This is a genomic window from Fervidobacterium sp. 2310opik-2, from assembly GCF_011057735.1.
Classification (GTDB): domain Bacteria; phylum Thermotogota; class Thermotogae; order Thermotogales; family Fervidobacteriaceae; genus Fervidobacterium; species Fervidobacterium nodosum.
The window spans coordinates 1-22,937 of the sequence record NZ_LNGG01000003.1 but is presented as its reverse complement, the minus strand read 5'-3'; the positions used below and the strand labels follow the sequence as shown (position 1 = coordinate 22,937).

The 22,937-nt window shown below is 35.4% G+C and carries 19 protein-coding genes; 9 read left to right on the top strand and 10 right to left on the bottom strand.

The window, feature by feature from the left end:
* Position 1: 1 nt before the first annotated feature.
* Both AS161_RS01300 and AS161_RS01295 read right to left on the bottom strand, forming a co-directional pair.
* Positions 2-568 (bottom strand): hypothetical protein, encoded by a 567-nt coding sequence (locus tag AS161_RS01300; RefSeq protein WP_164541519.1) that lies wholly within the window; start codon positions 566-568, stop codon positions 2-4.
* Positions 569-593: 25 nt separating this feature from the next.
* Entirely contained in the window at positions 594-977 is a 384-nt protein-coding gene (locus tag AS161_RS01295; protein ID WP_164541518.1) for a type II secretion system protein, read from the bottom strand.
* A gap of 114 nt (positions 978-1,091) precedes the next feature.
* On the opposite strand from AS161_RS01295, the gene AS161_RS01290 reads away from it, so the two are divergent.
* From AS161_RS01290 to AS161_RS01250, 9 genes are all read left to right on the top strand, one after another.
* Positions 1,092-1,928, top strand: coding sequence for a GGDEF domain-containing protein (locus tag AS161_RS01290; protein WP_164541517.1), 837 nt, complete (start codon positions 1,092-1,094; stop codon positions 1,926-1,928).
* A gap of 109 nt (positions 1,929-2,037) precedes the next feature.
* Positions 2,038-3,090, top strand: a complete 1,053-nt coding sequence (locus AS161_RS01285; RefSeq protein WP_241241303.1) for a YfbR-like 5'-deoxynucleotidase — start codon at positions 2,038-2,040, stop codon at positions 3,088-3,090.
* A gap of 27 nt (positions 3,091-3,117) precedes the next feature.
* Positions 3,118-3,762 carry a septum site-determining protein MinC gene (gene minC / locus AS161_RS01280; RefSeq protein ID WP_164541515.1) on the top strand — a complete coding sequence of 215 codons (645 nt, stop codon included), beginning with the start codon at positions 3,118-3,120 and terminating at the stop codon, positions 3,760-3,762.
* Complete coding sequence (locus tag AS161_RS01275; protein WP_164541514.1) at positions 3,755-4,789, top strand: M20/M25/M40 family metallo-hydrolase; 1,035 nt, start codon at positions 3,755-3,757, stop codon at positions 4,787-4,789. The genes minC and AS161_RS01275 overlap by 8 nt, the downstream gene beginning before the upstream one ends.
* The gene (locus AS161_RS01270) at positions 4,786-5,796 is read left to right on the top strand and encodes a M42 family metallopeptidase (RefSeq protein ID WP_164541513.1); all 1,011 of its coding nucleotides are present in this window, start codon (positions 4,786-4,788) and stop codon (positions 5,794-5,796) included. The genes AS161_RS01275 and AS161_RS01270 overlap by 4 nt, the downstream gene beginning before the upstream one ends.
* A 195-nt stretch (positions 5,797-5,991) precedes the next feature.
* On the top strand, positions 5,992-6,315 hold the full coding sequence (locus tag AS161_RS01265) for a hypothetical protein (RefSeq protein WP_164541512.1): 324 nt from the start codon (positions 5,992-5,994) through the stop codon (positions 6,313-6,315).
* 255 nt (positions 6,316-6,570) lie between these two features.
* Entirely contained in the window at positions 6,571-8,973 is a 2,403-nt protein-coding gene (locus AS161_RS01260; protein WP_164541511.1) for an Ig-like domain-containing protein, read from the top strand.
* 17 nt (positions 8,974-8,990) lie between these two features.
* Entirely contained in the window at positions 8,991-11,120 is a 2,130-nt protein-coding gene (locus tag AS161_RS01255) for a S8 family serine peptidase (protein ID WP_241241302.1), read from the top strand.
* A 194-nt stretch (positions 11,121-11,314) separates the two neighbouring features.
* A complete protein-coding gene (locus tag AS161_RS01250; protein WP_164541509.1) occupies positions 11,315-12,025 on the top strand; it encodes a hypothetical protein in 711 nt (236 codons plus the stop codon).
* Positions 12,026-12,092: 67 nt separating this feature from the next.
* On the opposite strand, the gene AS161_RS01245 is transcribed toward AS161_RS01250, so the two are convergent.
* From AS161_RS01245 to AS161_RS09290, 8 genes are all read right to left on the bottom strand, one after another.
* Positions 12,093-12,734 carry a nucleotide-binding protein gene (locus AS161_RS01245; RefSeq protein ID WP_164541508.1) on the bottom strand — a complete coding sequence of 214 codons (642 nt, stop codon included), beginning with the start codon at positions 12,732-12,734 and terminating at the stop codon, positions 12,093-12,095.
* A 42-nt stretch (positions 12,735-12,776) separates the two neighbouring features.
* A complete protein-coding gene (locus tag AS161_RS01240) occupies positions 12,777-13,565 on the bottom strand; it encodes a thermonuclease family protein (protein WP_164541507.1) in 789 nt (262 codons plus the stop codon).
* Between the two features lie 37 nt (positions 13,566-13,602).
* On the bottom strand, positions 13,603-15,279 hold the full coding sequence (locus tag AS161_RS01235) for a hypothetical protein (RefSeq protein WP_164541506.1): 1,677 nt from the start codon (positions 15,277-15,279) through the stop codon (positions 13,603-13,605).
* A 33-nt stretch (positions 15,280-15,312) separates the two neighbouring features.
* Positions 15,313-17,592, bottom strand: coding sequence for a hypothetical protein (locus AS161_RS01230; RefSeq protein WP_164541505.1), 2,280 nt, complete (start codon positions 17,590-17,592; stop codon positions 15,313-15,315).
* A 134-nt stretch (positions 17,593-17,726) separates the two neighbouring features.
* The gene (locus AS161_RS01225; protein WP_164541504.1) at positions 17,727-20,078 is read right to left on the bottom strand and encodes a DUF4493 domain-containing protein; all 2,352 of its coding nucleotides are present in this window, start codon (positions 20,076-20,078) and stop codon (positions 17,727-17,729) included.
* Between the two features lie 45 nt (positions 20,079-20,123).
* Positions 20,124-21,548 (bottom strand): thermonuclease family protein, encoded by a 1,425-nt coding sequence (locus AS161_RS01220; protein ID WP_164541503.1) that lies wholly within the window; start codon positions 21,546-21,548, stop codon positions 20,124-20,126.
* A gap of 31 nt (positions 21,549-21,579) precedes the next feature.
* A complete protein-coding gene (locus tag AS161_RS01215) occupies positions 21,580-22,617 on the bottom strand; it encodes a hypothetical protein (RefSeq protein WP_164541502.1) in 1,038 nt (345 codons plus the stop codon).
* 103 nt (positions 22,618-22,720) lie between these two features.
* Positions 22,721-22,937 (bottom strand): hypothetical protein (locus AS161_RS09290; protein ID WP_241241301.1); only part of this gene is annotated, 217 nt, incomplete at its 5' end.

Here is a 22,937-nt window from a genome sequence, read left to right as displayed (position 1 = left end):
GTTATCCTGCTTCTGTAAGTGCTGAAAGAAGGAAAATGGGATAAGATCCTGGTAAATATTGATTTGGATCTTCTAAAATTTTTTGCAATGTTTTTTGAAATTGATTTTTAAAAACTTCTTGTAAATTTCCGTTTTTTGGTTGCACCATCATTATTATAAATTTTTTTAAATTAATTGTTCCTTTCGCAAACCTAGCACTTCCGATTGTATTTGGAATATTCATTATTATTTTGCCATTTGAATCATTGTAATCACTGAAGATTAATTTACCATTTTCAATTTTAAGTTTTTTCTTCTCAATTACTGCACTTAAGCTTGATTGCTGTGGAACGAAGAAAGGTAGTATTAAATAATTATTGGTTGCTTCTAATTCTTCCGTTTTCCAAACGCTCTGAGACAAAAACATATCAATTGTGTTTGTCAAATTTTGAACATCCGCGTAGAATTCCGCGTACTCTTTTTGTTGATTTAAAACGTTTAATGTCGCGTTAAATATTAGCCCTAACATTCCAAAGATTATTACAAACACTATTAAACTAGCTATCAAACCTGTTAAAGTAAGGTCCATTCATCTCTCCCCTTAATAGTCTAATTTAATTTGTGGATTTATATTTGTAAACCGTGAAATTGCTTATCTTACCTGGCGCGTATTCTATCGTGAATGTAAATTTATCAAAATAATTGCCCGAAATGGAAGTTCTGCTGAAATTGTTTAACCGTGGATAATTACCTGGTAATGGATTACCGTAAAAAGCAGTATTTATTTCGTCTACCGCGTTACTAAAATCTGTTTGGATATAAACCCACCTTGCTATAAAATTCTGTAGTTCGGTAACCTTTTGAAAATTATTTAGCATGGCAACCGAATTTATAACAGATGATAGTCCATATGTTATCACCATAAACACTATAGAAATCAACAAAATAGCCATAATACTCTCTGTTAATGTGAATCCTTTTTTATATATACTAATCATTTGATTTATCTACCTCCCTTTAAATCCTCTAATCCTCTAAATATTAGACAGCTATTTCCGATAATTCGTTCAGAAGAGGAAAAAACACAAAATTTGTTAGGGGTGTTGCCTAATATGGAAAAATTGCTTATTTTCGATGAAAACATAGCAAAAGCTGATAAGATACAGAAAAATGAACATCTAAATAAAGATTTTTTAAGTATAGCAAAGGAACTAATAAGTACATTAAACGAAGTTGAGTTTATAAATAAGTTAGCCTCTATTATCTATCTCAACACATCTGTGGTAGGTGTTAGGGCAATGACAGACTCGTACATAAAGATAATCGGAAAATCATGCAAAATTTCAAGTTCATTTCAATCTGATAGTTTGAAACTAACGATTTATCACACAGACTTTTCAACGCAAGAGCGCGATTTTATTAGCAACATCTTTGAAATTGCTCAAACGCATTTACAAAATATATTATATCATAACAAGTCAGTATATATGCTACTACGTGATCAACTGACCGGAGCATATACAAGACAAGCTGGTATGGAGATACTTTCGAACATCTTTGAGAGTGTTAAGCGTAATGATAGAAAAGGTTTTTTAGCGTTTATTGATATTGATAATCTTAAGGAATACAACGATAAATACGGTCATGCAAGAGGTGACCAAATTTTAAAAGATTTCTCAAAAACATGCCTAAACATGATAAGAAAGAGTGATGTTCTTGTAAGGTATGGTGGAGATGAATTTTTACTTTACATAGACTCAAATGAACCAGAGAAAGTTATTGAACGTGTAAAATTAACATCCATCGTTGAATTTTCATATGGAATTGTTAGTTTGCAAAATTACAACTCTCTTGAAGAAGCAATCCAAAGTGCCGATTTAAAGATGTACGAAAGTAAAAAGATGAATAAAGCAGATAAAAAGATAATCTATCAAAATTTAAGCTCGTGATAAAACTAATGAGATCTAAAAAAATTTCCCTTCTCCAAGTGTGTCGTGGTATAATAATATCAAATTGGGAATAGTATCGGGAGTGATTCACTTGGGGAAGGGGAATTTTTTGTTTTCTCTCACAAATTTGTTCACGATTCAGCGTTGGAATAACCGACCGGCGATAATAAGGTTTTCCGAAGCTGATAATTCCTTTAATACATTATTTTTATCTTTCCTTTTCAAAATTTCCGAAGACCAATTAATTCAATCAATTGAAGATAGTCTAAAATGGAGGTTCACACGTGAACTTCCAAAGATTGTGCTTTCCGATGTTTCACTGCAACTCAAAGAACGTATCGAAAGGTTTTCGCCACAAGTATGGAAAGAAGTAACTGAGAAATCTATTCAGGATTTACGAAAATTGTCAGATGAAGAAACCGTTGATTTATTAATATCACCTATTAAAGAGAATCCGTTAGATAAGATTGCTGATTTGTACGTGAGCTATCTTGAAGCATATGAAAATGGAAAGCTTTTTGATTACTCTCAACCTTTGAAAGAATTGGAAGAAAAGATAGAAAAAATTGAAAACCATTTTGGAAAAGAAAAGAGCGACAAGTTGTGGAATACCGCTAAATACTCTTGGCCTGCCATTTTAAATCTCACTTCTATGGTACGATGGAATAGAACACACCGCAATGTTCGAACAACTGTTTCAGGGCACTCTTTCCTTGTTGTTACAATCGCTTACTTGATTGCGAAGTTATATAAATTTGAAAATATCGAAGAAGTTATTCTGAAATCAATCCTGCACGACTTGCCAGAAGCGTTCACAGGTGATGTTATAACTCCGACAAAGAAAAAAGTTCCGGGGTTAGAAGAGCTAGTCAACGTCGTTGAACGTGAAATGATTAAAGAATGGATAAACGGAAATGAGAATGTAAAACCTCTTGAGAATTACATAGAATACTGTGTTGAACCATTTAGTGAGGATTCTGGAAGAATTGTAAGAACCGCTGATTACTTTGCCGCACTCCTTGAATGCGCTGTCGAAGTACATTCGGGAAATAGATTGGATGTATTCCGAGATAGCTTTTTTACGTTTAAAAAGCTCATCAAAGAAATTTCACCGATAGATGTTTCGGAGTGGATTGATGAAATAGAAGCGCTAATACTCTGACTTTTATGATAAGCAAGGAGGAATCGTATGGTAGATTTCAAGATGACAAAAGATGGTTTAGTGCTCTACATTAAAGATTACACTGACATATTCGATGTTCTTCAAAAGATAGAGGATAAAGTAAAGAGCATGGGTAATTTTTTTGCAAAAGGTGATAAGATAATGCTTCTGATTGAAGAACATGAGAAACACATCGCCGACGTGCCTAAGATAGTTGCGAGAGTCCAAGAACTTGGACTTACAATCTCACATGTCCTTATGGGCACGGAAGGCGCAAATGAAGTTGTGGTAAAGAAGAAAGTTGATATGGTAAATCAAGGTGATACGCGTTCTGGTACAAAAATAGTTAAGAAGAACCTCAGAAGTGGGCAGAGTATTATCCACTCTGGTGATGTGATATTGATTGGCAATTTGCACGCGGGAGCAGAGATTGTTGCTGGGGGAAGCGTGGTTATCTTTGGAAGGTGTCAGGGCATAGTGAGAGCGGGAATAAACGAGGGAAGAGAATCGGTTATAGCCACACTTTCTTTTGAATCTCCTTTCGTTCAGATTTCAGATTTAAAAGGGACATTCACAGAAAAATACGAATTTCCATGCATTATTTACGTTAAAAGTAGTAGAATAGAAATAAACAAATACGACAGCAAACTGGGAGGGATAAACGTTGAGTAAAGAAAAATTATCTACGAAAGACTTACTTTTAAAACTTTCCGCCATTCCAGGTCCTTCTGGATACGAAGACGAAGTCATTGAAGAAATAAAAACAATTATGTGTGATTACTCTGATGAATGTTTCAGAACACCTATGGGCAGTCTTGTGTGTGTTAAAAAAGGTATTGGACCCAAGATTGGATTTTTTGCCCATGCCGACCAAATAGCGTTTGTTGTTACAAAAATATACGAAGACGGATTTTTGAGACTCTCTGGAGTTGGTGGGTGGGATCCAAAGACAGTTGTAAGCCAAAAAGTATGGATTCACACGAAAAAAGGGAAATTACGAGGCGTAGTTGGCTTCATGCCTCCGCATCTCCAAACAACGGAAGAGTCGAAAAAAGTACCAGATTATGACCATTTATTCGTCGACGTTACTATGAACCCAAATTGGAAGGATATATCGATAGGTGATTTGGTAACTTTAGATATAGAAGGATTTGAGAAAAACGGGACGATATTCGCACCTGCACTTGATAACAGAGCAAGTTGTGTGGCTATAATTAAAGCAGCTGAGTTACTCTCGAAAATTAATACAGACGCGGAAGTTTATTATGTATTCTCCACTCAAGAAGAGATAGGAGGGCCAGGTGCTAAAAGTGGTGCGTACATTTCAGAAATAGAATACGGCATAGTCATAGATGTTACGCATGGTGATGAGGATATACCTGGTTATCCTAAGATAAAGATGGGCGAAGGACCAGCCGTTGCTGTTGGACCTGTTACAAATAAAAAATTTGTGGAGCATATAAACAAAGTAGCTGGGAAATACAACATAAAGACTCAGATAGAACCCATACCGGGAAGGTCTGGAACAGACACCGACGAAGTCCAATTAACAAGAATAGGCGTTAAAACAGCTTTGATATCTATACCTCTAAAATACATGCACAACCCATACGAAAAAATTACAGTTAAAGATGTCGAAGACACAGCCAAACTACTTGTATTCACTGCGGTTGAAATCACGGAGGTGGAAGAGCAATGATGAAATATTTAAAAGAACTCACAGAGCTAAAGGGCGTTTCTGGGTTTGAAGATGATGTAAGAGAATACATAAAAGAGAAAATAAAAGAAAAAGTCGATGAATTGTTTGTAGATAGAATGGGAAATCTAATAGCGCTGAAGAAAGGCAATGGGAAAGGTAAGAAAATATTGCTTGATGCACATATGGACGAGGTTGGATTTATGATAACAAACATCAACGAAGATGGTACATTATCATTCGCGCCAGTTGGTGGTGTTGACCCCAGGGTCATAATTGGTAAAAAAGTTCAAGTTGGTAAAGAATCAATAGGTGTGATAGGTTACAAAGCTGCTCATCTTCAAAGAGAAGGAATGATGAACACACCAAAGTACCCGGAGCTTAAAATAGACATAGGTGCGAAATCAAAGCAAGAAGCGGAAAAACAAGTCAAAATAGGCGACATGGTGGCATTCACAACAAATTACGAAGAATCTGGGGACTTCGTAATTGCGAAAGCTCTTGATGACAGATGTGGTTGTAGTGTGCTTATGGATTTAATAGATGAATTATCAAATAAAAATTCGTTGCCAAACGACGTTTACTTTGCTTTCACTGTCCAGGAAGAGACAGGTTTAAGGGGCCCTGCGATAATAGCGGAACAATTAAAAGTTGATATGGCGATAGCTGTTGAAACAACAACAAGTGGTGACGATCCAGAACTTGAAAAACAACTTTGGTCCACTCACCTTGGTAACGGTCCTGCGATAACATTTATGCACAGTGGATACGTTGTTCATCAAGAAATATTTGAAAAACTCGTCCAGATAGCCAAGGAAAACAATATACCATTCCAATACAAAATGCGCACAGTTGGAGGCACAAACGCAAGAAGATACGCTATAACTGGAATACCCGCGGGAGTTGTATCAGTACCAGCAAGATACATTCACAGTCCAGTCTCGTCGATAAATAAAAACGATTACAAGCATACGTTAAATTTGTTAGAAATGTTTCTTGAAAAAGAATAAATTTTGGTTTTTTAAGTTACTTTTTTGTAAAAAATATTTATTGACAGGGTATGAAGTTTTTTATATAATTTTATAATGTTGATTACTATTAAACTAATTGAAAGCTAGAAAATTTTACGATATTGGTTGATATTTGGGAAGCTTTTAAGGATTAAAGTAACTGAATAACACCATTTCAATAAAGGGGGGATTTAGGTGAAAAAGAGTATTCTATTAACAACTTTTTTACTTGCGGCAGTTTTGATTTTCGTACTTTCAGGTTGTCAACAGGTATTTAACAAACCACCTGTTTGGAAGGACATACCTGATCAAGTTGTTGGAAAAGGTCAAGAAATTGTTCTTGATCTCAAATCATATGTCAGTGACCCAGACAATAACCTAAAGTCTATATCACTTGTAACAACTGGTAAAGGTATTATCGAAAATGGTATTTACAAATGGACACCTACAGAAGAAGGAGATTTCTTAATCAAAGTTGCTGCCGAAGACACAGCAGGAGCAAAAGTGTTGCATTGGTAGTTGATGTTTTGAATTTTTATTTAACTAATAAATGTTAATTGAGTTTTATTAAAAGAACTTGTAGTAGTTATTTTCGAACATTTGATGTTGTTTTAAAAAGAAAGGAAATCTTAATACTGAAAGTATTTACGTTTTGATATCTATTTCTTGAAGAATATATTGTAAAGCATGTTCTAAATTTAAAGAGATGTTTATATTTTTGAGAGTTTTAATACTTTTATTTAAAACCATTTTTTAAGCGAGGGGGGATATGTTGTGAAAAAGTATTTTTTGCTTAGTTTGATTGTACTGTTAGTTTTGGCTTTTGTGTTTTCATGTACTCCACTTAATAAAGCACCGGTTTGGAAAGATGCTCCTTACGAGATTTCGGGTACTGTTGGTGTGCTACTCGAGTTTGACCTTTCTGACAAAGTTTCAGACCCAGATGGTGATCCTGTGAGTATTACCATAGTCAGAGGAACCGGAGCAACTATTGAGAACGGTGTTTTCAAATTTACACCATCTGAAGCAAAAACTTACACATTCGTTCTTGAAGCATCTGATGGAAAAGGTGGTAAAAACACAGCTACGTTAGTTATAAATGTCTCAATAGTTCCAAACAATGCGCCAGTTTGGAGTGCCTCGAGTTACACAGGAAACGTAAATAAAGGAGAATTATTTATATTTGATTTAAGCGACAAAGTAAATGACCCTGATGGAGATGAAGTAGAAGTAACTATTGAGGGCAATACACGTGGAGCAACTATTGAAGGAAAAGTTTTTAAGTGGAATACTTCAGCTATTACTGAGGGTTCTTACAGCTTCTTACTCAAAGCAAGAGATTCCAAAGGAGCTTTTTCATATGCGACTTTAGAGATTTCTGTTCAACCAGCTGTTATTCCAAACAGACCACCTGTAGTATTACCACTTCAGAATCTCTCAACAAAAGTTGGTAAAGAAGTTTCAATCAACCTTAAAGACTATGTTTCTGATCCGGATGGAGATGCCGTACAAATAACGAAAGTTAGCGGTCCTGGTGCGATTGTTGGAACAAAATATGTTTGGTTCCCAGAAACTTTGATGAATGAAACAAGCGTTACACTCAAATTCTCTGATGGAAAAGGTGGCGAAGTAACAAAAACATTTAAAGTTAGTGCTACTATTCCAGGAACAGGTAATCTTACGATTTACATAACTGATTACAAGAGTGGTCCAGCGACAAGTGGAGCAACCGTGAAATTAATGAAAAATGGTAGCTTGGTAAGTGAACAAACAACAGATTCAAGTGGTAAAGTAGTGTTTAATAACATAACTTTAAATACAACAACTGATTTTGATATAATCATTTCCAAGAATGGGTATGCGAAGACCTATATAGAAGGATTGAGACTTAAAGATGGCGAAACTATAGAATTTGAGACGCAAATGCGCGTTGCAAAATTAGGTCCAACAAGCTCTGATAAACCATTTGAACTTGAATATGTGATATTGGATGAAATGGGAAGAGAATTAGTTGATAATGTTGTAAGTACTGATGGAATAAAGGTTTTAGGTACTGCTACTTCCACCGAATATACGTTTAATCTGTGGTACGTGAAAGTTGGTGGAGTACCAGGTGCAGGAACACTTACTAATCCAAGAGTGATTGGGTACTCACCGGCAATTAGCGCTTTAAGCTCTGTCAAAGAATTTGAAGGAATGGTACCAGTTTACGTTGATCTTTACGATCAAAACGATAATAGATATGAGAAGATAATTTATCTCTATGTTTCAAGAACCCCATCGGTTGCAATAACACCTTATATTGTTGAAAAATATACTAACGCAGTTCCTACTGGATACAATATATTAGCTTACACACGTCGTGGAAAGATAGAATACTATGGTGGTAAAACTCCGAGTCCAACAGTTGCAGATAAAGACCAAAATCTCTATGTGAGAGTATACTGGAGACCATGGTATAGTGCATCGGGAACAACTCAACCGAAGGCTTACAAAATTTACAGATCATTCGATGGAACAATCTTTGAACCTGTAGCGACACTTCCAAATAATGTATATACATACACAGACTATTCAGCAAAACTTGAACCAAATAAAAAAGTTTGGTATGCTGTTTCATCGGTTTATGATGGTTATGAAACTCCTTACAGCGTAGTTGGTAGTGTAATACCGCTTCCAATGTTTGATGTTCAATACATCAGTCCTGTCAATGGCTCGACAAATGTGCCAAGAGATCCAGAATTTAGCTGGCAATTTGTTGGTCCAACTTCAACACCAGAAGGTAATGTTACCTATATATACGATATATGGTTATACGACCTTGTAGTTAACGATTTTTGTTACTACTCTATCTCAAGAGCTCTTGGTGGAAGTTACTCAATCTTTGGAATAACTCCAGCTACTCAAGGCAATACTGTTAGCTTTAAATTCTCAGATTTTACCTCTGAATCTGAAACGTATAGATGGGTTGACTTCGAAGCCGGTACTTGGTATCCATACGATAAATTACAAGCTAACAAAACGTACGAATGGGGTAATGAATTACTTTACGCAAGGGTAATAGACAGTTCTGATAGGACAGTAGCTTACGCAATTCATACTGACAACAATAACTATTTGGGAACAGGTACGATAGAAACAGACATGTATCACAGATTTGTAACTGGTGAAAATTGAGGAAGGGGGGATAAATGATGAAAAAATCATTACTTTTCGTTAGCATTGCTCTTGTTTTCCTTTTGGTATTCTCCTGTGCTTTAAATAAGCCAGATTCTAATAAATCATTGAAACCGTTTGAACCAGGTTTTGATCCAAGAAATGTTGAAACAACAAAGCCAGATGGATTTAAGATAATTTATGGTGAACTCAAAGAAGGGGAATATACTGAAGGTAAGGTTCTTGTCGGATACACGGATAGAAATGCGGCATTAGAAGTAGCAAAATTGCTCAACGGTAAAATAATCGTTGATTTGCCAGAAATTAACATGGTTTCAATCAAATTCAACGGAACAGTTGAAGAAGCTTATGAAAAAATAAAAGAAGCAAATATTAAAGGAATTAAATACGTTGAACCAAGCTACAAAAGAGAATTAATAGCACCTACGAAATTAACACCTGATCAGAACATACTTGGAAATAAAGGAAAAGTTTCACCTCTTGCACGTGATTATGGTGAAGAACTATCGAATGAACTATGGGGACTTGAAGCGATGGGAATAACGTCATCACTTTGGAATGAAGCAAGTGGTACAGATATTATCGTTGCTGTTGTGGATACGGGTGTTGATGGAACACATCCAGATCTTGAAGGACAAGTTATTGAAGGATATAGACCATTTATTGGTAAAGTATTACCAGCAGGAACGGATTCATCATATGGTGGAGCGCACGGAACACATGTTGCAGGAACAATCGCAGCGAAGAAAGATGGAAAAGGTATCGTCGGTGTTGCGCCAAATGCAAAAATCATGCCAATAGTTATATTTGATGATCCTGCTCTTGTTGGTGGAAATGGATACGTTGGTGATGATTACATTGCAGCAGGTATTATTTGGGCGGTTGAGCATGGTGCGAAGGTTATGAACCATTCTTGGGGTGGCTGGGGTTATAGCCATACAATGAAAGCAGCATTTGATTATGCACTTAAGAACAACGTTGTAATGGTTGTTTCGGCTGGAAATGACCATACAGATCAACACCATCATTACCCATCAGGTTATCCTGGCGTTATCCAAGTTGCGGCAGCGGAATACTATGGTGGTAATTACAGGACAGTTTGGTTCTCAAACAGAAGCGATGCAATCACCGTTGCAGCGCCTGGTGTTACTATACTCTCCACAGTTCCAGGAATCAATAGCATTGGTTATGAAGGACATAATAGTAATGTTAGAGTAAGTAATGGAGGAACATATGATTACTACCAAGGCACGTCCATGGCAGCACCGCATGTAACAGGAGCTGTTGCTGTATTACTACAAAAATTCCCGAATGCAAAAGTATGGCAGATAAGAAAATTGCTTGAGCAAACTGCAATGGATATAGATGACGCAGGTTTTGACCACAGTTCAGGTTATGGACTTGCCCAACTTGATGATGCGTTGAATGGAATTCTTCCAACAGATGGAGGAATTAATGAATTAAACATTTTAGTAACAGATGCATATGGTGAATTTGGTGTTCCAACAGTTATGGTTAAAATTGTTAGACCAGATGGTGCTTGCTATTACGCAAAAACGGGTTTAGATGGTTACGCAAGATTCTATCATATTGACAGTATTGATTTTAGTGACCCAGATGTGAAATTAATCGTCGCAGGACCAGACCACTGGGAAAGGTCGCTTGCACCAACTGCTGATGGAAGTTTAATAGGCGCTTGGCAAGTAGCTTTGAGAATGGAAGAAGAAAGAAAAGGAGTTGTAGTTGATCCAGAACCACTTGGTCTTATTTCCGAAGATGCTACAATTACGGCCGTGTTAAGCTCAGAGTTTAAGATTGAGCTTGGAACGAAATTGCCAAATGATGCGATGATAATCATAACTGATCCAATGGCATCATCTGTATATGGAACTTTACCGTATTCAAACAATCCAATAGATCTTTCTGTGCTTTCAGGACAAGTTACCATTGGAGTAATTAAGCTTGTACCACCTTCACAAGATATAACAATTCAAGGTACAGTAACTCTCAACGGAGATGAAATACCAGTGTCTGGAGTTATTAGAGCAGGAAAGACATTTACTGTAGTTGATGACTACGGTGGAATGAATTTTGGTACTGAAACGGAACCATTCTATGCATGGTGGACAGTATTTGGGAAGAAATAATGTGACTCAGAAATAATACTTAAATATTCAAAAATATTCAAAAATCAAAGCCCTCGGGGTAATTCCGAGGGCTTTTTACTTTTTGAATGTTGGAATTTTTGAATTTTTTAAATTGATTTTCGATTGATTGTATATAAACTTTATATTATAATTTTCTTGAAGACTATTTAAAACATTTGGAGGGATGGGATATTATGAAGAGAAGTTTTTGGAGGGTGGTTATTTTTACTTCAACATTGTTTTTATTCATACTTTCAAGTTGTGCTATGCTGGAGTACTATACCACAGCAGGAATGCTTGAGGCGTACGTTCTCAAAGGACTTTTTTTGTCACCTGTTGAAGGCGTTACTGTCGTTGTAAAAAGTAATTGGGGAAGAATAAGGGGAGAGGGAAAGACAGATAGCTCAGGCATCGCTAAAATTGGTACGAATTTGATAAAAGATGGCGAGCAGTTGAATGTGATTGTAAAGAAGGAAAATTACGGAACGGTAGTTTTTCAAGATATCAAATTCAAGGCAAATGATTCTATACGAATTTTTCCATATTTAGAAGAAAGTGTGGCAACACCCACTTACGAAATACCTATAGATATCGATGTCAGACTTTACACAGATAGTACTAAATCTAAATCAGTTGATCCATCTTCCGTTGCAACTGATACTATATATGTAGTTGTTAACGCGAAGCCGAAAGAATTTGATATCAAAAAGATTTACGTGAAAGTCAACGGAACTCCGGGAGTTATTCTTAACTTACCCGCTGATTTATCAAATGAGTACAGTACCAATTTGGAAGACACAATTTCACTCAAAGATTTGCAAGGTGAAATACCGTTGATAGTTGTAGCACAAGATAAAAATAACGATAAGGTGCAGAAAGTAATATATTTGAATATTGTCAAATAGGCTTCAAAGTTAAAAAAAGCAACCCCAGACTTTGAAAGCCTGGGGTTGTTTTTTCTTTTGTATTATTTCATTTCTTAACCACATCTTGCTGGTTTCTTGGAAGTATTTCGAATGTGTCTTTGTACAAGTACATGATACCTGTAACTGAAACTTTATCGCCGACTTTCAAGTCTTTTGTCGATACATTAGCTTCTTTACGTAGGTAAATGAGAATCTCAAAGTATTCTGTTTTGACTGTGAATTGGTATCCTTGTATGCTTGATATCGTTCCTTCAAGGGTAACTAACATGGACATAACAGAGTTAAATGCTTCACCTATTTTTTGTTGTGAGACTTTTCCACCGTTTTGTTCGGCTAACTTGTTGAAGAGTTCATTTAAGTTAACGGGTTTTACTTCAGATTTTCCTATGACTTCAATTTTATCTGGAAGTATCTCCAATATACCGTAGTACAATTTCGTTTTACCAGTTATTTTTATAACATCGCCTAATTTAAGTGTTGGAAGATTTCCGTAAACCATAATTCCCGCGGTTGAATCTTGAATCCATGTTGTCTTGTTCATCAACGCGCTTGGTTCCACTAAAACGACACCTGTCGCTTCAACTGTTTCGCCTTCTTTTAGTTTGTAAATTTGAGCGATGGGAATAACTTCAGAAAATGCGCTTACTACCAAAAGCACGAAAAAAGAAATTACCAAAAGTTTTTTCATAACCTAAGTCCTCCCCTTCATATTTTGAGAATTTGAGAGTAATTAATTTTCAATAACTATCTCAAATGGTGCTCTGAGCATTATCGTAGGTTTACCTTCGTCGTTCCAGAGTTCGCCGTAGAATTTTACTTTTTTGTTTTTCAATGTGTATAAATTATAGTTGTTGAATATGTACCTGTATTCTTCGTCTCTTATCTTCACGGTTGCAAAAGTAGATGTTATATGCCATATTCCAGAATATTTATACACATTTTCGACGTTCATATCTAACCATACTATTCTGCCTACGTAATTAGACCAATTTGTGGTGGATGATGTGATAACAGGTGCGATTTCCCACTTTGAAAATATTCCAAGTTTTTTGTCATATGCGCTTTTGTAGGCATTTATAATTTTTTGAGCGTATTCAGAAACGTAGTTGTCTGAATAGAACAACGGTCTTGCGTATCCTAACTCTGTAACTGATGCTTCATAAAGATATTTGTTATTGGAACCATCTGTTCCAAATACGTACGCTAATTTCCTACCGTAATCATCTTGACCTTTAAATTCGAGCGATATTTTTAGATTGCTTATAAACCACCCTAAGTAATTTTTTGCATCCTGTCCAAATTCTCCTACAGGCTTTGATGAACCTGAGTATGTTTCTGGAGTGTCAATGCCTATAATTCTTACTGTATTACCATTTGCTTTTAGGGTATCACCATCAACAACTTGTATATAAGAGACAACTTCTTGAACAGGTTGACATGAATTGAGAAGTACAATTAGAAAAATTAAAGAAACTAAAGCTAAGTAAGCTTGAAGTTTGTAGTTCTTGTTTTTCAACATTTTATTTTATCCTCTCCTTAATTATTTAAATTTTAACTTATTTTTCTATAACAATATCCTCCTGATACCTTGGCAGGATTTCCAGTTCATCTTTGTAAAGGCTGACTATACCTGTTACAGTTAACTTCATACCTTGCTTAATTTCTGAAAGAGATATTCCAGTCGCGCTTTTAACGAAGAGTTTTACTTCAGCTTCACCGGTATCTATTATAACTGTATCTTTTGAAACGTTCTTAACTGTACCTTGTACTTTTACAAGATTTGACAAATGTTTCATCTCTACTTTCTTTGTTTCAACAGTTTTTGGTTGTTGAGTACCAATTTTTGTTATGCTATCAACTACAATTTCAAGAATACCGTTGTACACTTTTGTAGTTCCAGATACACTTACTAAGTCTCCTGGTTGTAAGTTAGTTGGAATTGACTTACCATAAAGCATAATTGCACCGGTTTCATCTTGGATGTACGTAGTTGCAGAGTTAAGTAAGCCAGTTGGAGCAAGTACGACCCCGGTGGTTGTGACTTTGCTACCTTCTGAAAGTTTGTAAATTTCTGCGATATTTATAGATTTTTGTGAAACTTGTTCAGGTTTAGTACTTTGCTGTACACCGCTTGGAACGAAAGAACTTATGACTGATGATAGTGCTCCTTCAAAATCAAATGAAGCTTTATAGTTGTAAGTGAGCTGAAGAAGTATGTTCTGTGTTCCGAGTAAAGTTGATGATAGGTCACCGTTGGCTATAGATATAGTTAAGTCTGCAACTTTGAGTTTTACACCGTACAAAGGTAACCATTCGTTAGCTAACCACCTGCTGTTGTGTTTTAAGAATAAAGCAACGTACATTTGTGGAAGTTCATATCCGAGTTCTGTCATAAAATTCCAAGTGTATGGAGCATTTGGATTTGATGGTTCTCCGGAAGCAAATTCGACATCGTATTTATTCGCTCCAATGTATACAAATTGTGATGACAAGTTAAAGCTATTTTGCTTCCATGTTGTTCCAATTATAAAGCTCGGTTCTAAAAGGTTACTTTGCGCGGCAGCTAAACCTGTCCAAATATCCAATTGTCCGAAGTTTCCTTTCAAAGTGTGTGTATAATTTATTGATAAATTTTCGTACCTATTTTCGTAGTATACTCCAATTCTTCCTGTGCCAAGCTGATTAAAGTTTGTATTTAACGTGCTATATACAGCAAATTTTCCTAAGTCTAAGCTATAAGCTCCTCCCAGTTCGAAATTTAATCCGAATATTTTGCCAGAAAGATATCCGGCGAAACCACCGAGTGTTGCTGGTTCTTGAACTGATGTGTTGTATGTGTCAAATTTGAATCCACCGAGTCTTACACTTTCAAATTTTTGTGTGTTGTTCCTTGAAAGTCTTAGCCTTCCAAAGCTAAGGTACAATTTATACTGCTCGAATGTAAAAGTTGAATCTATGAAATAATATCTCGGCAGTATAACGCTGTTTCCAAGTATGTCAATTTTACCATGAGTATAAGTTAGATAGTCTGTAAATTTCAAGGAGAATATGTTTATAAAACTTGGAGGTGTAATTGTGAAATAAGCTATCGGAAAATTATCGTAAGTTCCATCAGTCAATCCATATGTTAAATAACCCGTCAAACTAAAATCTAATTTAAACGCTAACGCAAAAATAGAAATCACTATCATTACAATTATAAGTAATTTTTGAACTTTGTTCAATAAACTCATCAAATTTCCCCCCTTTGTTTATTATTTAATTTTTTATTCCCATCTTAATCTTGGATAATCATTGCCCTCGTTGATTATCCAAACGTTTGTAAAGTCCCAACCAACGAATGTTGATTGCATTTTCATTTCCGCTGTCGTTTTAGCTGGAGTATTTAATTTGTCACTACTTGTTCCTGCTACATCTTTGTCAAAATAATTTCCTGAAGCTCCGGAACTGGAACCACCTGATGGAATGTATCCAACAAAACCTTGCCCGTTCGTAACTTTAATCGCCACGTAATTGTTCCTTACTTGACCAGCTGAAACGTTATAATTGGAAATAAAACCACTAGTTGCTGTTGTTGATGAATAGTTGCTCTTTACTTCTCCACCTTCCACATAACAATTTTCGATAAGAGCGGGGTTAGATGCATTTGTACTCACCAATTGACCTATTAATCCACCACCAGCATATTTGGCAACTGTTATTGTTGAGTTTCTGACAGCACATTGTTTTACAACTGTACCTTCCCCAGCATCACCTATTAATCCTCCGGCATATCCTGAACCATCGATAGAAGCGTATATATTTGCGTTAACAACTTTTACTTTTTCGATGTATGAACTTTTTACTGCGCCTGCTAGTGTACCTGCTCGTTGTTTTGCTCTAATCGTAACGTTTTCGATGATAAGATTTGTGACTGTTGCGTTATACAGGTATCCGAACAATCCAGCGTTTGTTCCAGTCGTTTCGTTATTGTAAACGAAATTCGAGATTTTATGGTTATTTCCGTCAAATACTCCTTGGAATGCTGTCTTTGTCAAATCAGTTGAATATGTGCCTATTGGCGACCACTCTTGACCCTCTAAGTCTATATCTGCGTTGAGTTTGAAGTATTTACCTTGTGTTGCCATTGCTTTGACACTTATAAGGTGTAATGGACTTTCTATGATGAATGGATCATCTTTTGTACCAGTACCACCCGCAAATGAGAAGTATTCCCACTCGGCTCTAAGATTAATTGTATACCTTTCGGTACCTTCTGGCTTTGTGAGATACCCATAGAATGTTACTATTTTATTTTTCAAGCTATCGATTGGTGATGAGAATAGATACTTGAAATTCCCGGCAGATATGTTAATTTGGAGCCAATCACTTACAAGAAGAGTTTTATTCCTATCTTCATTTGAAATTATATCGTTGACAGTTCCTGTCACGAAAACAAATTTGTTTACGTTTGATAACGCCATGTCAGCTGAGTTTACAGTTGGTGCGTCTGAGAATGTGCTATAAACTCCTAATTTTTTGTTGTAAGCTTCTTTGTAAGCTAATTTCATCCTTTCATACATGTTTGGGTTGTCTATTGTAGCATCTATATCTATCAATGCATTACCGGTTTTAAGTAACTCTTCTTGGTAAAATTTATAACCATCTTCACTGAATAAGAAAACGTGGATTGCGCCGTTTTCATCTCTTTTACCTTCAACTACTTGGACCAAACCATTATTTTCATTTATAAAATTCTCGAGCGAAGTTTTTGATGCGTTGTTTAGTGAGACATCTATTCCCGTTATTTTATAAGTTTTTCCAAGAGCGGTAAATGTTAATCCGTCGATAACTTCATCTACGTATATTCCATTACCCACAATTTGTTTTCCTAACGTGGCTTGCATAATGTTCAATTTCCATTTCCCACTTGAATATTGAAGATAACCTGTTACCGTTGCTTCTGTTGTGTAAGCCAACGGTAAAGTAAGAGCTCCTGTTAAAGAAGATATCACTATTTTTTCACTGGTATTCGAGCTTGTTGTGTAACTTAGTATGTAATCACCAGTTGAATTTTGACCTCCGAGAATAAATCCAGAAACTGTTACATATCTAAAGTCCCAAAGTGCTCGCGATTTATCACTGTTATCTAATTTTACATCCAATGGGGTAGGTGAAATGCTATCCGATGATGTTTGTAATGTTTTTGTTCCACCTTTGCTCATATCAATTTGTATGGAATCTCTGTATGTTGTTCCAATACCGTTTGATATTATAACTTTCTTACCCTTATCTGAACTATAAAAACCGCCTTTGTAAACGTATATTCCTGTCTTTCCATCGTGAATTATTCCATTTCCACTAGTATCGACATAGATAAGTGTACCTTCAATTGACTTTATAAGCACATTACCTGGAGAATTCAAAATTTCCATTTTCCATGAGTAAATATCGTTACTTTTTGGCTCTGGACGTTGTGGAACACAAGAAAGTATTGAGAATAACATAATGAAGATGACAAACGTAAATATAATTTTTTTGATTTTCATAAATTTCAAACCACTCATACCTTAGCCTCCCGCAAATATATTTTTTTGTACTTTTGTCCTTTTTAGCTAACACAACCGATGGGGTGTGTTTCCCATCGGTTGTGGATAATTAAATAGTTAAATTAAGCGCTCTTAATAAAGGTACAACTTTTTTATTTTACATCTTGTTCCCACTTTAATCTTGGATAATCGTTACCTTCGTTTATTGTCCAAACGTTTGTAAAGTCCCAACCAACAAAATTTGAACTAGACTTCATTTGTGCTGTTGTTAATCCGTCTTGAAGTGTTGCCTTTGATGAACCAGATGGTGTTGCTGAAACCTCTGTGTCAAAGTAATTTTTTATTGTTGGATCTTCAGCTACAACAGAGCCGCCTACGAAACCTTTCCAGTATGCGTTTGTGCCATCATTTGCGATATTAGATGGAGCAACTGCCGCATAAGATTGGTTGATATAATTTTTGGCTGTAGAACTTGTTCCGCTTGACGTTAGGCCTATTAATCCACCAATATTCGAAGAATCTTTCGATTTGAATTTTACTGTTCCTGTTGCGTAAGACTTTGAAACGTTGTTATCGCCATCTGTTGAATGCATCAACCTTCCTACTAATCCACCAACTCTGGCGTTGTCATAATTTGGACCAGAAACAGTTATATTATTAGCAAAAGATTCTTCAATAGTCACTCCACCAGATACATCGCCTATTAATCCTCCTGCGTAGATGTTGTAATTGTTGTTTGTTCCTTCAACTGCAGAATTTCTTACACCTACTCTGTATATCATTGATTTTTTAGCAGAACCAGATAATGCGCCAACGTATTGTTTAGCTGTAACATTTGCGTTTTCGATGATAAGATTTTTAACAGTTGCGTTGTAAAGATACCCAAACAATCCTGCGTTGCTTCTGCTCGTATCGTTGAATGTCAAATTTGTGATTTTGTGATAATCACCATCGAGAGTTCCTTGGAATGCGGTTTGTGACAAATCAGAAGAAAAATTTCCTATCGGTGTCCAAGTGAATCCTGTCAAATCTATATTAGCAATGAGTTTAAAGTATTTATTAGCTGTGAGATATTGTGAATCGTTTAATCTTTGCAGTTGCCATGCCGTGCGGATTAAATATGGATCATCTTGTGTTCCTGTTCCACCATCGAATGGTAAGATGTCAGCTTTAGCAAGTTCAACTTTTTGACCTTCAGTTTCAAAGCAATAAACTGATACGGCTATTTTTTCCAAATTGTTATAATCAACAAGTGAAAGTTCGATGGTTGCTTGTTTTTCTGTTACTTCGGCTACTTTTACAAAATCGCTGTCTGTTGGTAGTTTTCTGTAAATTATATATTTATCAACTAAACTGTTATGATCCCATGTTAGTTTCAACTGAGCCCCGTCGTAATACCCTTTTAGGTTAGTAACTGCGCCTATTGTAAATTCTTGAATTTGGTCTTTCTTTAATACAACTAATCCACTTTCTTTTCCATCTTTGTAAGTATTTATCGCTATTCCGCTTATTCTGTCGTACTCTGATTGGTCAAAGTTTTCAATAGTGTAATTTTTATCCTGAGTATTTCCAACAAGTTCATAATATGTCTCATTGTCTTGAGTGACTATTTCTTTGTATATGTAAAATTGCGCGTCATCGTTATAATCCCAAGATAGTATAAGCTTATTTGCGTTTTTAACCCAAGTTGCGGTTAGATTTGTTACTCCTTGTATATATGGTAAATTGATTTGCGTTACTACTACGGCTACTTGTGGTTCATTGGTTTGTGAGTCAAAGTATACTTTGAACTTTATCTCTCTTATCTTTGCAGGTGATACTTCTATGCTAATTGATTTTTCAAGGTCTTTGCTTGCTGGTTCTGTATACTGGCTTTTCGCTGCAAGGGATATGTTGAATTTTACATTCCACATTCCGGGGTATACCGATTTTGTTAATACAGTTGATGTACTTGAAAATGTTATGTTATCTTCTTGAGATTGCGTTTCTACATCTTTTTTGTATGTAAGTTTTGCTGAAGTTACGTTGTATTTATCCCATATTGCTTGTTCTATTTCTACAGTTGCCTTTATTGTCCCATTGACGAATGTGGCATCTATAACTATGGTGTTGTCATTTCCTTGTGCTACAGTTTGATTTTCTTTGGCCCCAGAGAATATTTCTGTATCGTTTTCATAACCTTTTACTTCGAAAGTATATGTTCCTGGGGTTAGTTGAATTTCGAATGATGGATTAAGCTTGTTTGTAGTTTCAGTTGATTGGACAGGGTTACCACTCGAATCTTTTACTGTAAGTGTAACTTTTGTGATGTTGTCTGTAAACGCGTTGGTCTTTGTTGATGTTTTTTCTGAAGGCAGACTGACGTTGACTTTTACAGTTACTTTTTTATCAGTTGGTGTGTTGGCCGACGGTTTGGAAGTACAACTCGTTGTTAAGAAAATAGCTGTGAGTAAAATTAAAAAGGATAACAGAAAAACTTTTCCAAGTTTGAACCCTCTAAGCATACTTTCTCCTCCTTGGTGGTTAATGGTACAATTTCGTAATAAGGTTTAGTTTATAATTACATATTCCCATGATGCACGTAGCAAAATCTTATAAATTCCTGATTCATTCCAAAGTTCTCCATAGAATTTTACCTGTTTATTGTTAAGATTTGATAAATTTTCATTATTGAAAAGGCGTGTGTACTCTTCGTTTCTTATTTCAATTTTTGCCCAACCGTTGTCTAATGTAATGGTCCATTTTTCGTAGCTAGAGTCATATGAAATTTTACTTACTGTTCCTTTCAACCAAACAATCTTTCCAACGTAGCTATCTTTGTTTTGTGTGGTATTTTCTATTATGGGCGCAGTGTCCCATTTTGAGTAAATACCGTTTTTGTTTTCATATGCGTATCTATAAGCATTTATTAGACGTGGTGTTAATTCTGGGTCAGCATTTTCATCGTAGAATAAGGGTCTCGCATAACCTGCTTTTAAAATTTCTTCTTCAAAAAATCTTTTCCCAGAGTCGTTGAATACGTAAACAAGGTAACGACCATAACTATCTGTGCCTTTAGATATAACCCTTACGTATCCATTTCCAGAGTTAACAAAATTCTCGAGCATTTGCTTTGCTTCTTGATTGAATTCCCCTACTGGCTTTGTTCCAGCGGATACTTCAGGTGTGTCTATTCCTATTATTCTGTAAGAATTGTTATTGCTGTCTCTAAATGTATCTCCATCATGTACATCATTTACCTGACGAATGGCTCCGATTTTTTCTTCGGGAGGGATTGGTAATGTTATTGTATTTCTTGAATTCTGAGATGGGCGGATATATATGAATATTTCCTTGCCAGCTGAATATCTTTTATCTATTGGATTTGTCTGGTTTCTCGCAATTATTTCTGGAACTAACTTCCAAACCCCTGGATAGATTTCAATATTATTGGTGTTTGAGTTTAGCGTTAGTATCTTTCCGTTTGCCTGATTTAGCAATGTTATCGTAGCTTGAGTTATATCAAAATTTTGGTCGTTTGTTAAAAAATTAATATTTGCTGTACCTGAAGCAAGCCGAGTATCTATGTATACAGTTGTGTTTGAATCAATGTTTACATTCTTTGTACCGTAGAAAAAAAGCAGTTCTTGAGAATTTTCTTGGTAATATGCGTTAAATACGAATTTATAATTTCCTTTAGGGAGTTGTATTTGAGAAAAATTTAGGTTGTTGGTTTCAAATGAGTTTATAAGGTTTTCCCCATTGTAAATCAACAATTCCGATTTACTAATTTGGTATTCAGAGAATGAGTTTTGAGTTTTTTGAGAGTTCTGATGCTGATTCGTTATTTCTGATGGCAAGTTTAAAGCTATTGAAACTGTATAATTAATTGTCTTAGGATTTTGGCATGTTGATAGAGTGAGTATGAATATAGCTAATGTGATTATGTACAGTATTTTTATCGTTTTTTTGTGATTGATTGAATTTTTAGACATTCCTATCGCTCCTTATCCTTTTTTAATTAAATTAGTTTTCGAGTATGTTGTCTTTTTTGACAACTACAAGTTTACTTTCTTTTCCGTCTTTGTAAGCCAATACGCCAAATCCGGTTGAATTTTCGTATGTTTGATTAGAGAGATTTATTTCTATGTTATTCTTATCTGTACTTCCAATTAGTTCGTAATAAACGTTATTGTCTTCTTCGTATTCTCGATAGATGAAGAAATTTACGTTCCCATATGTGTAAGACCAAGAAAGTCTTAGTTTGTTTTCATTTTTGTTATACGATGCACTGATATTTTCAACAGGTGCTATTATTCCTAAATCCACGGAGACTTGGGTTGGTACAGGGGGGATGTCTAATGTGACATTTGATTTTCCAAATGGAATTATATGCCATTCTGAAGAGCTGTTTGAAGATATTTTTCTATACAAATATCCTGTTACTGTAGCATCCACTGTGATGGGGATAAATTTATTTTCATTGAATGATTCAATTATTTCTTTGTTGTCAATGATTATAGTATTGCCGATTTTATCTTTTATAGAGTATACAGTATTTTCATTCGAGCTTCCAGAAAGCTTACCAGCGATTTTTACATATTGTCCGTCCCAAAAGTATGTTTCTTCTTTTTTTAAGTTTTTAAGTGATTTTTCAAGATTAAGTACTTCTACGGAAAATTTTTGTGATAAGTCTACTTCTATTTCTGATGAGTTATCAAGAGTTAGTTTTATCATTCCGTCTGATGATTTTACGACTCCGTTTTTAATTTTCAAAAATTTTCCTATGTATTTATCCGTTATTTTTCCTCCGACAACGTATATAGCTGTTTGCTTGTCTTTCAAAACGAAATCACCGTTTTCATAGACCCATATGACTTTTCCAACCAGTAAGTCAATATTTTTAGGTGTATTCGAGTTTAATACTTCCGCTTTTGCTTGTAACAGAAGGTTCGATGGTTCTGATGGTTGTTTTTCAGTTTGATTAGGGGTATTAAGCAATGAGCAGCTGAAAATCAAAAAAAGTAACAAAAGAAACGTTAAATAAATAAGATACTTTTTCACTTTCCTTCTCCCCTCTCTTGTAAGGATTTTGTTAACCAAAGGTATTGATAAATTTCAAAAATCATATTATCTTCTTAAATAGGGGACACCCCCCAATATACTCTCAATAAGGAGGTATCCCGATATGGCTAATGTCCAACTCAAATGCCCTCATTGCGGCTCTTCTAACTTCATCAAAAACGGTCATGATAAGTTCAAAAACCAAATCTTCTTTTGCAAAGACTGCAAGCGTTACTTTAAACTTTCTTTCACCAAAAAACACAAACTCTTCTCTTTCCCTTACCCTCGTTGTGTTCATTGTAACCATGTCATGGAAATTT

Coding starts and splice junctions, on each gene's coding strand:
- AS161_RS01220 (WP_164541503.1), bottom strand. CDS start 21,548: ATGTCTAAAAATTCAATCAATCACAAAAAAACGATAAAAATACTGTAC.
- AS161_RS01290 (WP_164541517.1), top strand. CDS start 1,092: ATGGAAAAATTGCTTATTTTCGATGAAAACATAGCAAAAGCTGATAAG.
- AS161_RS01240 (WP_164541507.1), bottom strand. CDS start 13,565: ATGTTGAAAAACAAGAACTACAAACTTCAAGCTTACTTAGCTTTAGTT.
- minC (WP_164541515.1), top strand. CDS start 3,118: ATGGTAGATTTCAAGATGACAAAAGATGGTTTAGTGCTCTACATTAAA.
- AS161_RS01270 (WP_164541513.1), top strand. CDS start 4,786: ATGATGAAATATTTAAAAGAACTCACAGAGCTAAAGGGCGTTTCTGGG.
- AS161_RS01235 (WP_164541506.1), bottom strand. CDS start 15,279: ATGAGTTTATTGAACAAAGTTCAAAAATTACTTATAATTGTAATGATA.
- AS161_RS01295 (WP_164541518.1), bottom strand. CDS start 977: ATGATTAGTATATATAAAAAAGGATTCACATTAACAGAGAGTATTATG.
- AS161_RS01255 (WP_241241302.1), top strand. CDS start 8,991: ATGAAAAAATCATTACTTTTCGTTAGCATTGCTCTTGTTTTCCTTTTG.
- AS161_RS01225 (WP_164541504.1), bottom strand. CDS start 20,078: ATGCTTAGAGGGTTCAAACTTGGAAAAGTTTTTCTGTTATCCTTTTTA.
- AS161_RS01245 (WP_164541508.1), bottom strand. CDS start 12,734: ATGAAAAAACTTTTGGTAATTTCTTTTTTCGTGCTTTTGGTAGTAAGC.
- AS161_RS01250 (WP_164541509.1), top strand. CDS start 11,315: ATGAAGAGAAGTTTTTGGAGGGTGGTTATTTTTACTTCAACATTGTTT.
- AS161_RS01230 (WP_164541505.1), bottom strand. CDS start 17,592: ATGAGTGGTTTGAAATTTATGAAAATCAAAAAAATTATATTTACGTTT.
- AS161_RS01300 (WP_164541519.1), bottom strand. CDS start 568: ATGGACCTTACTTTAACAGGTTTGATAGCTAGTTTAATAGTGTTTGTA.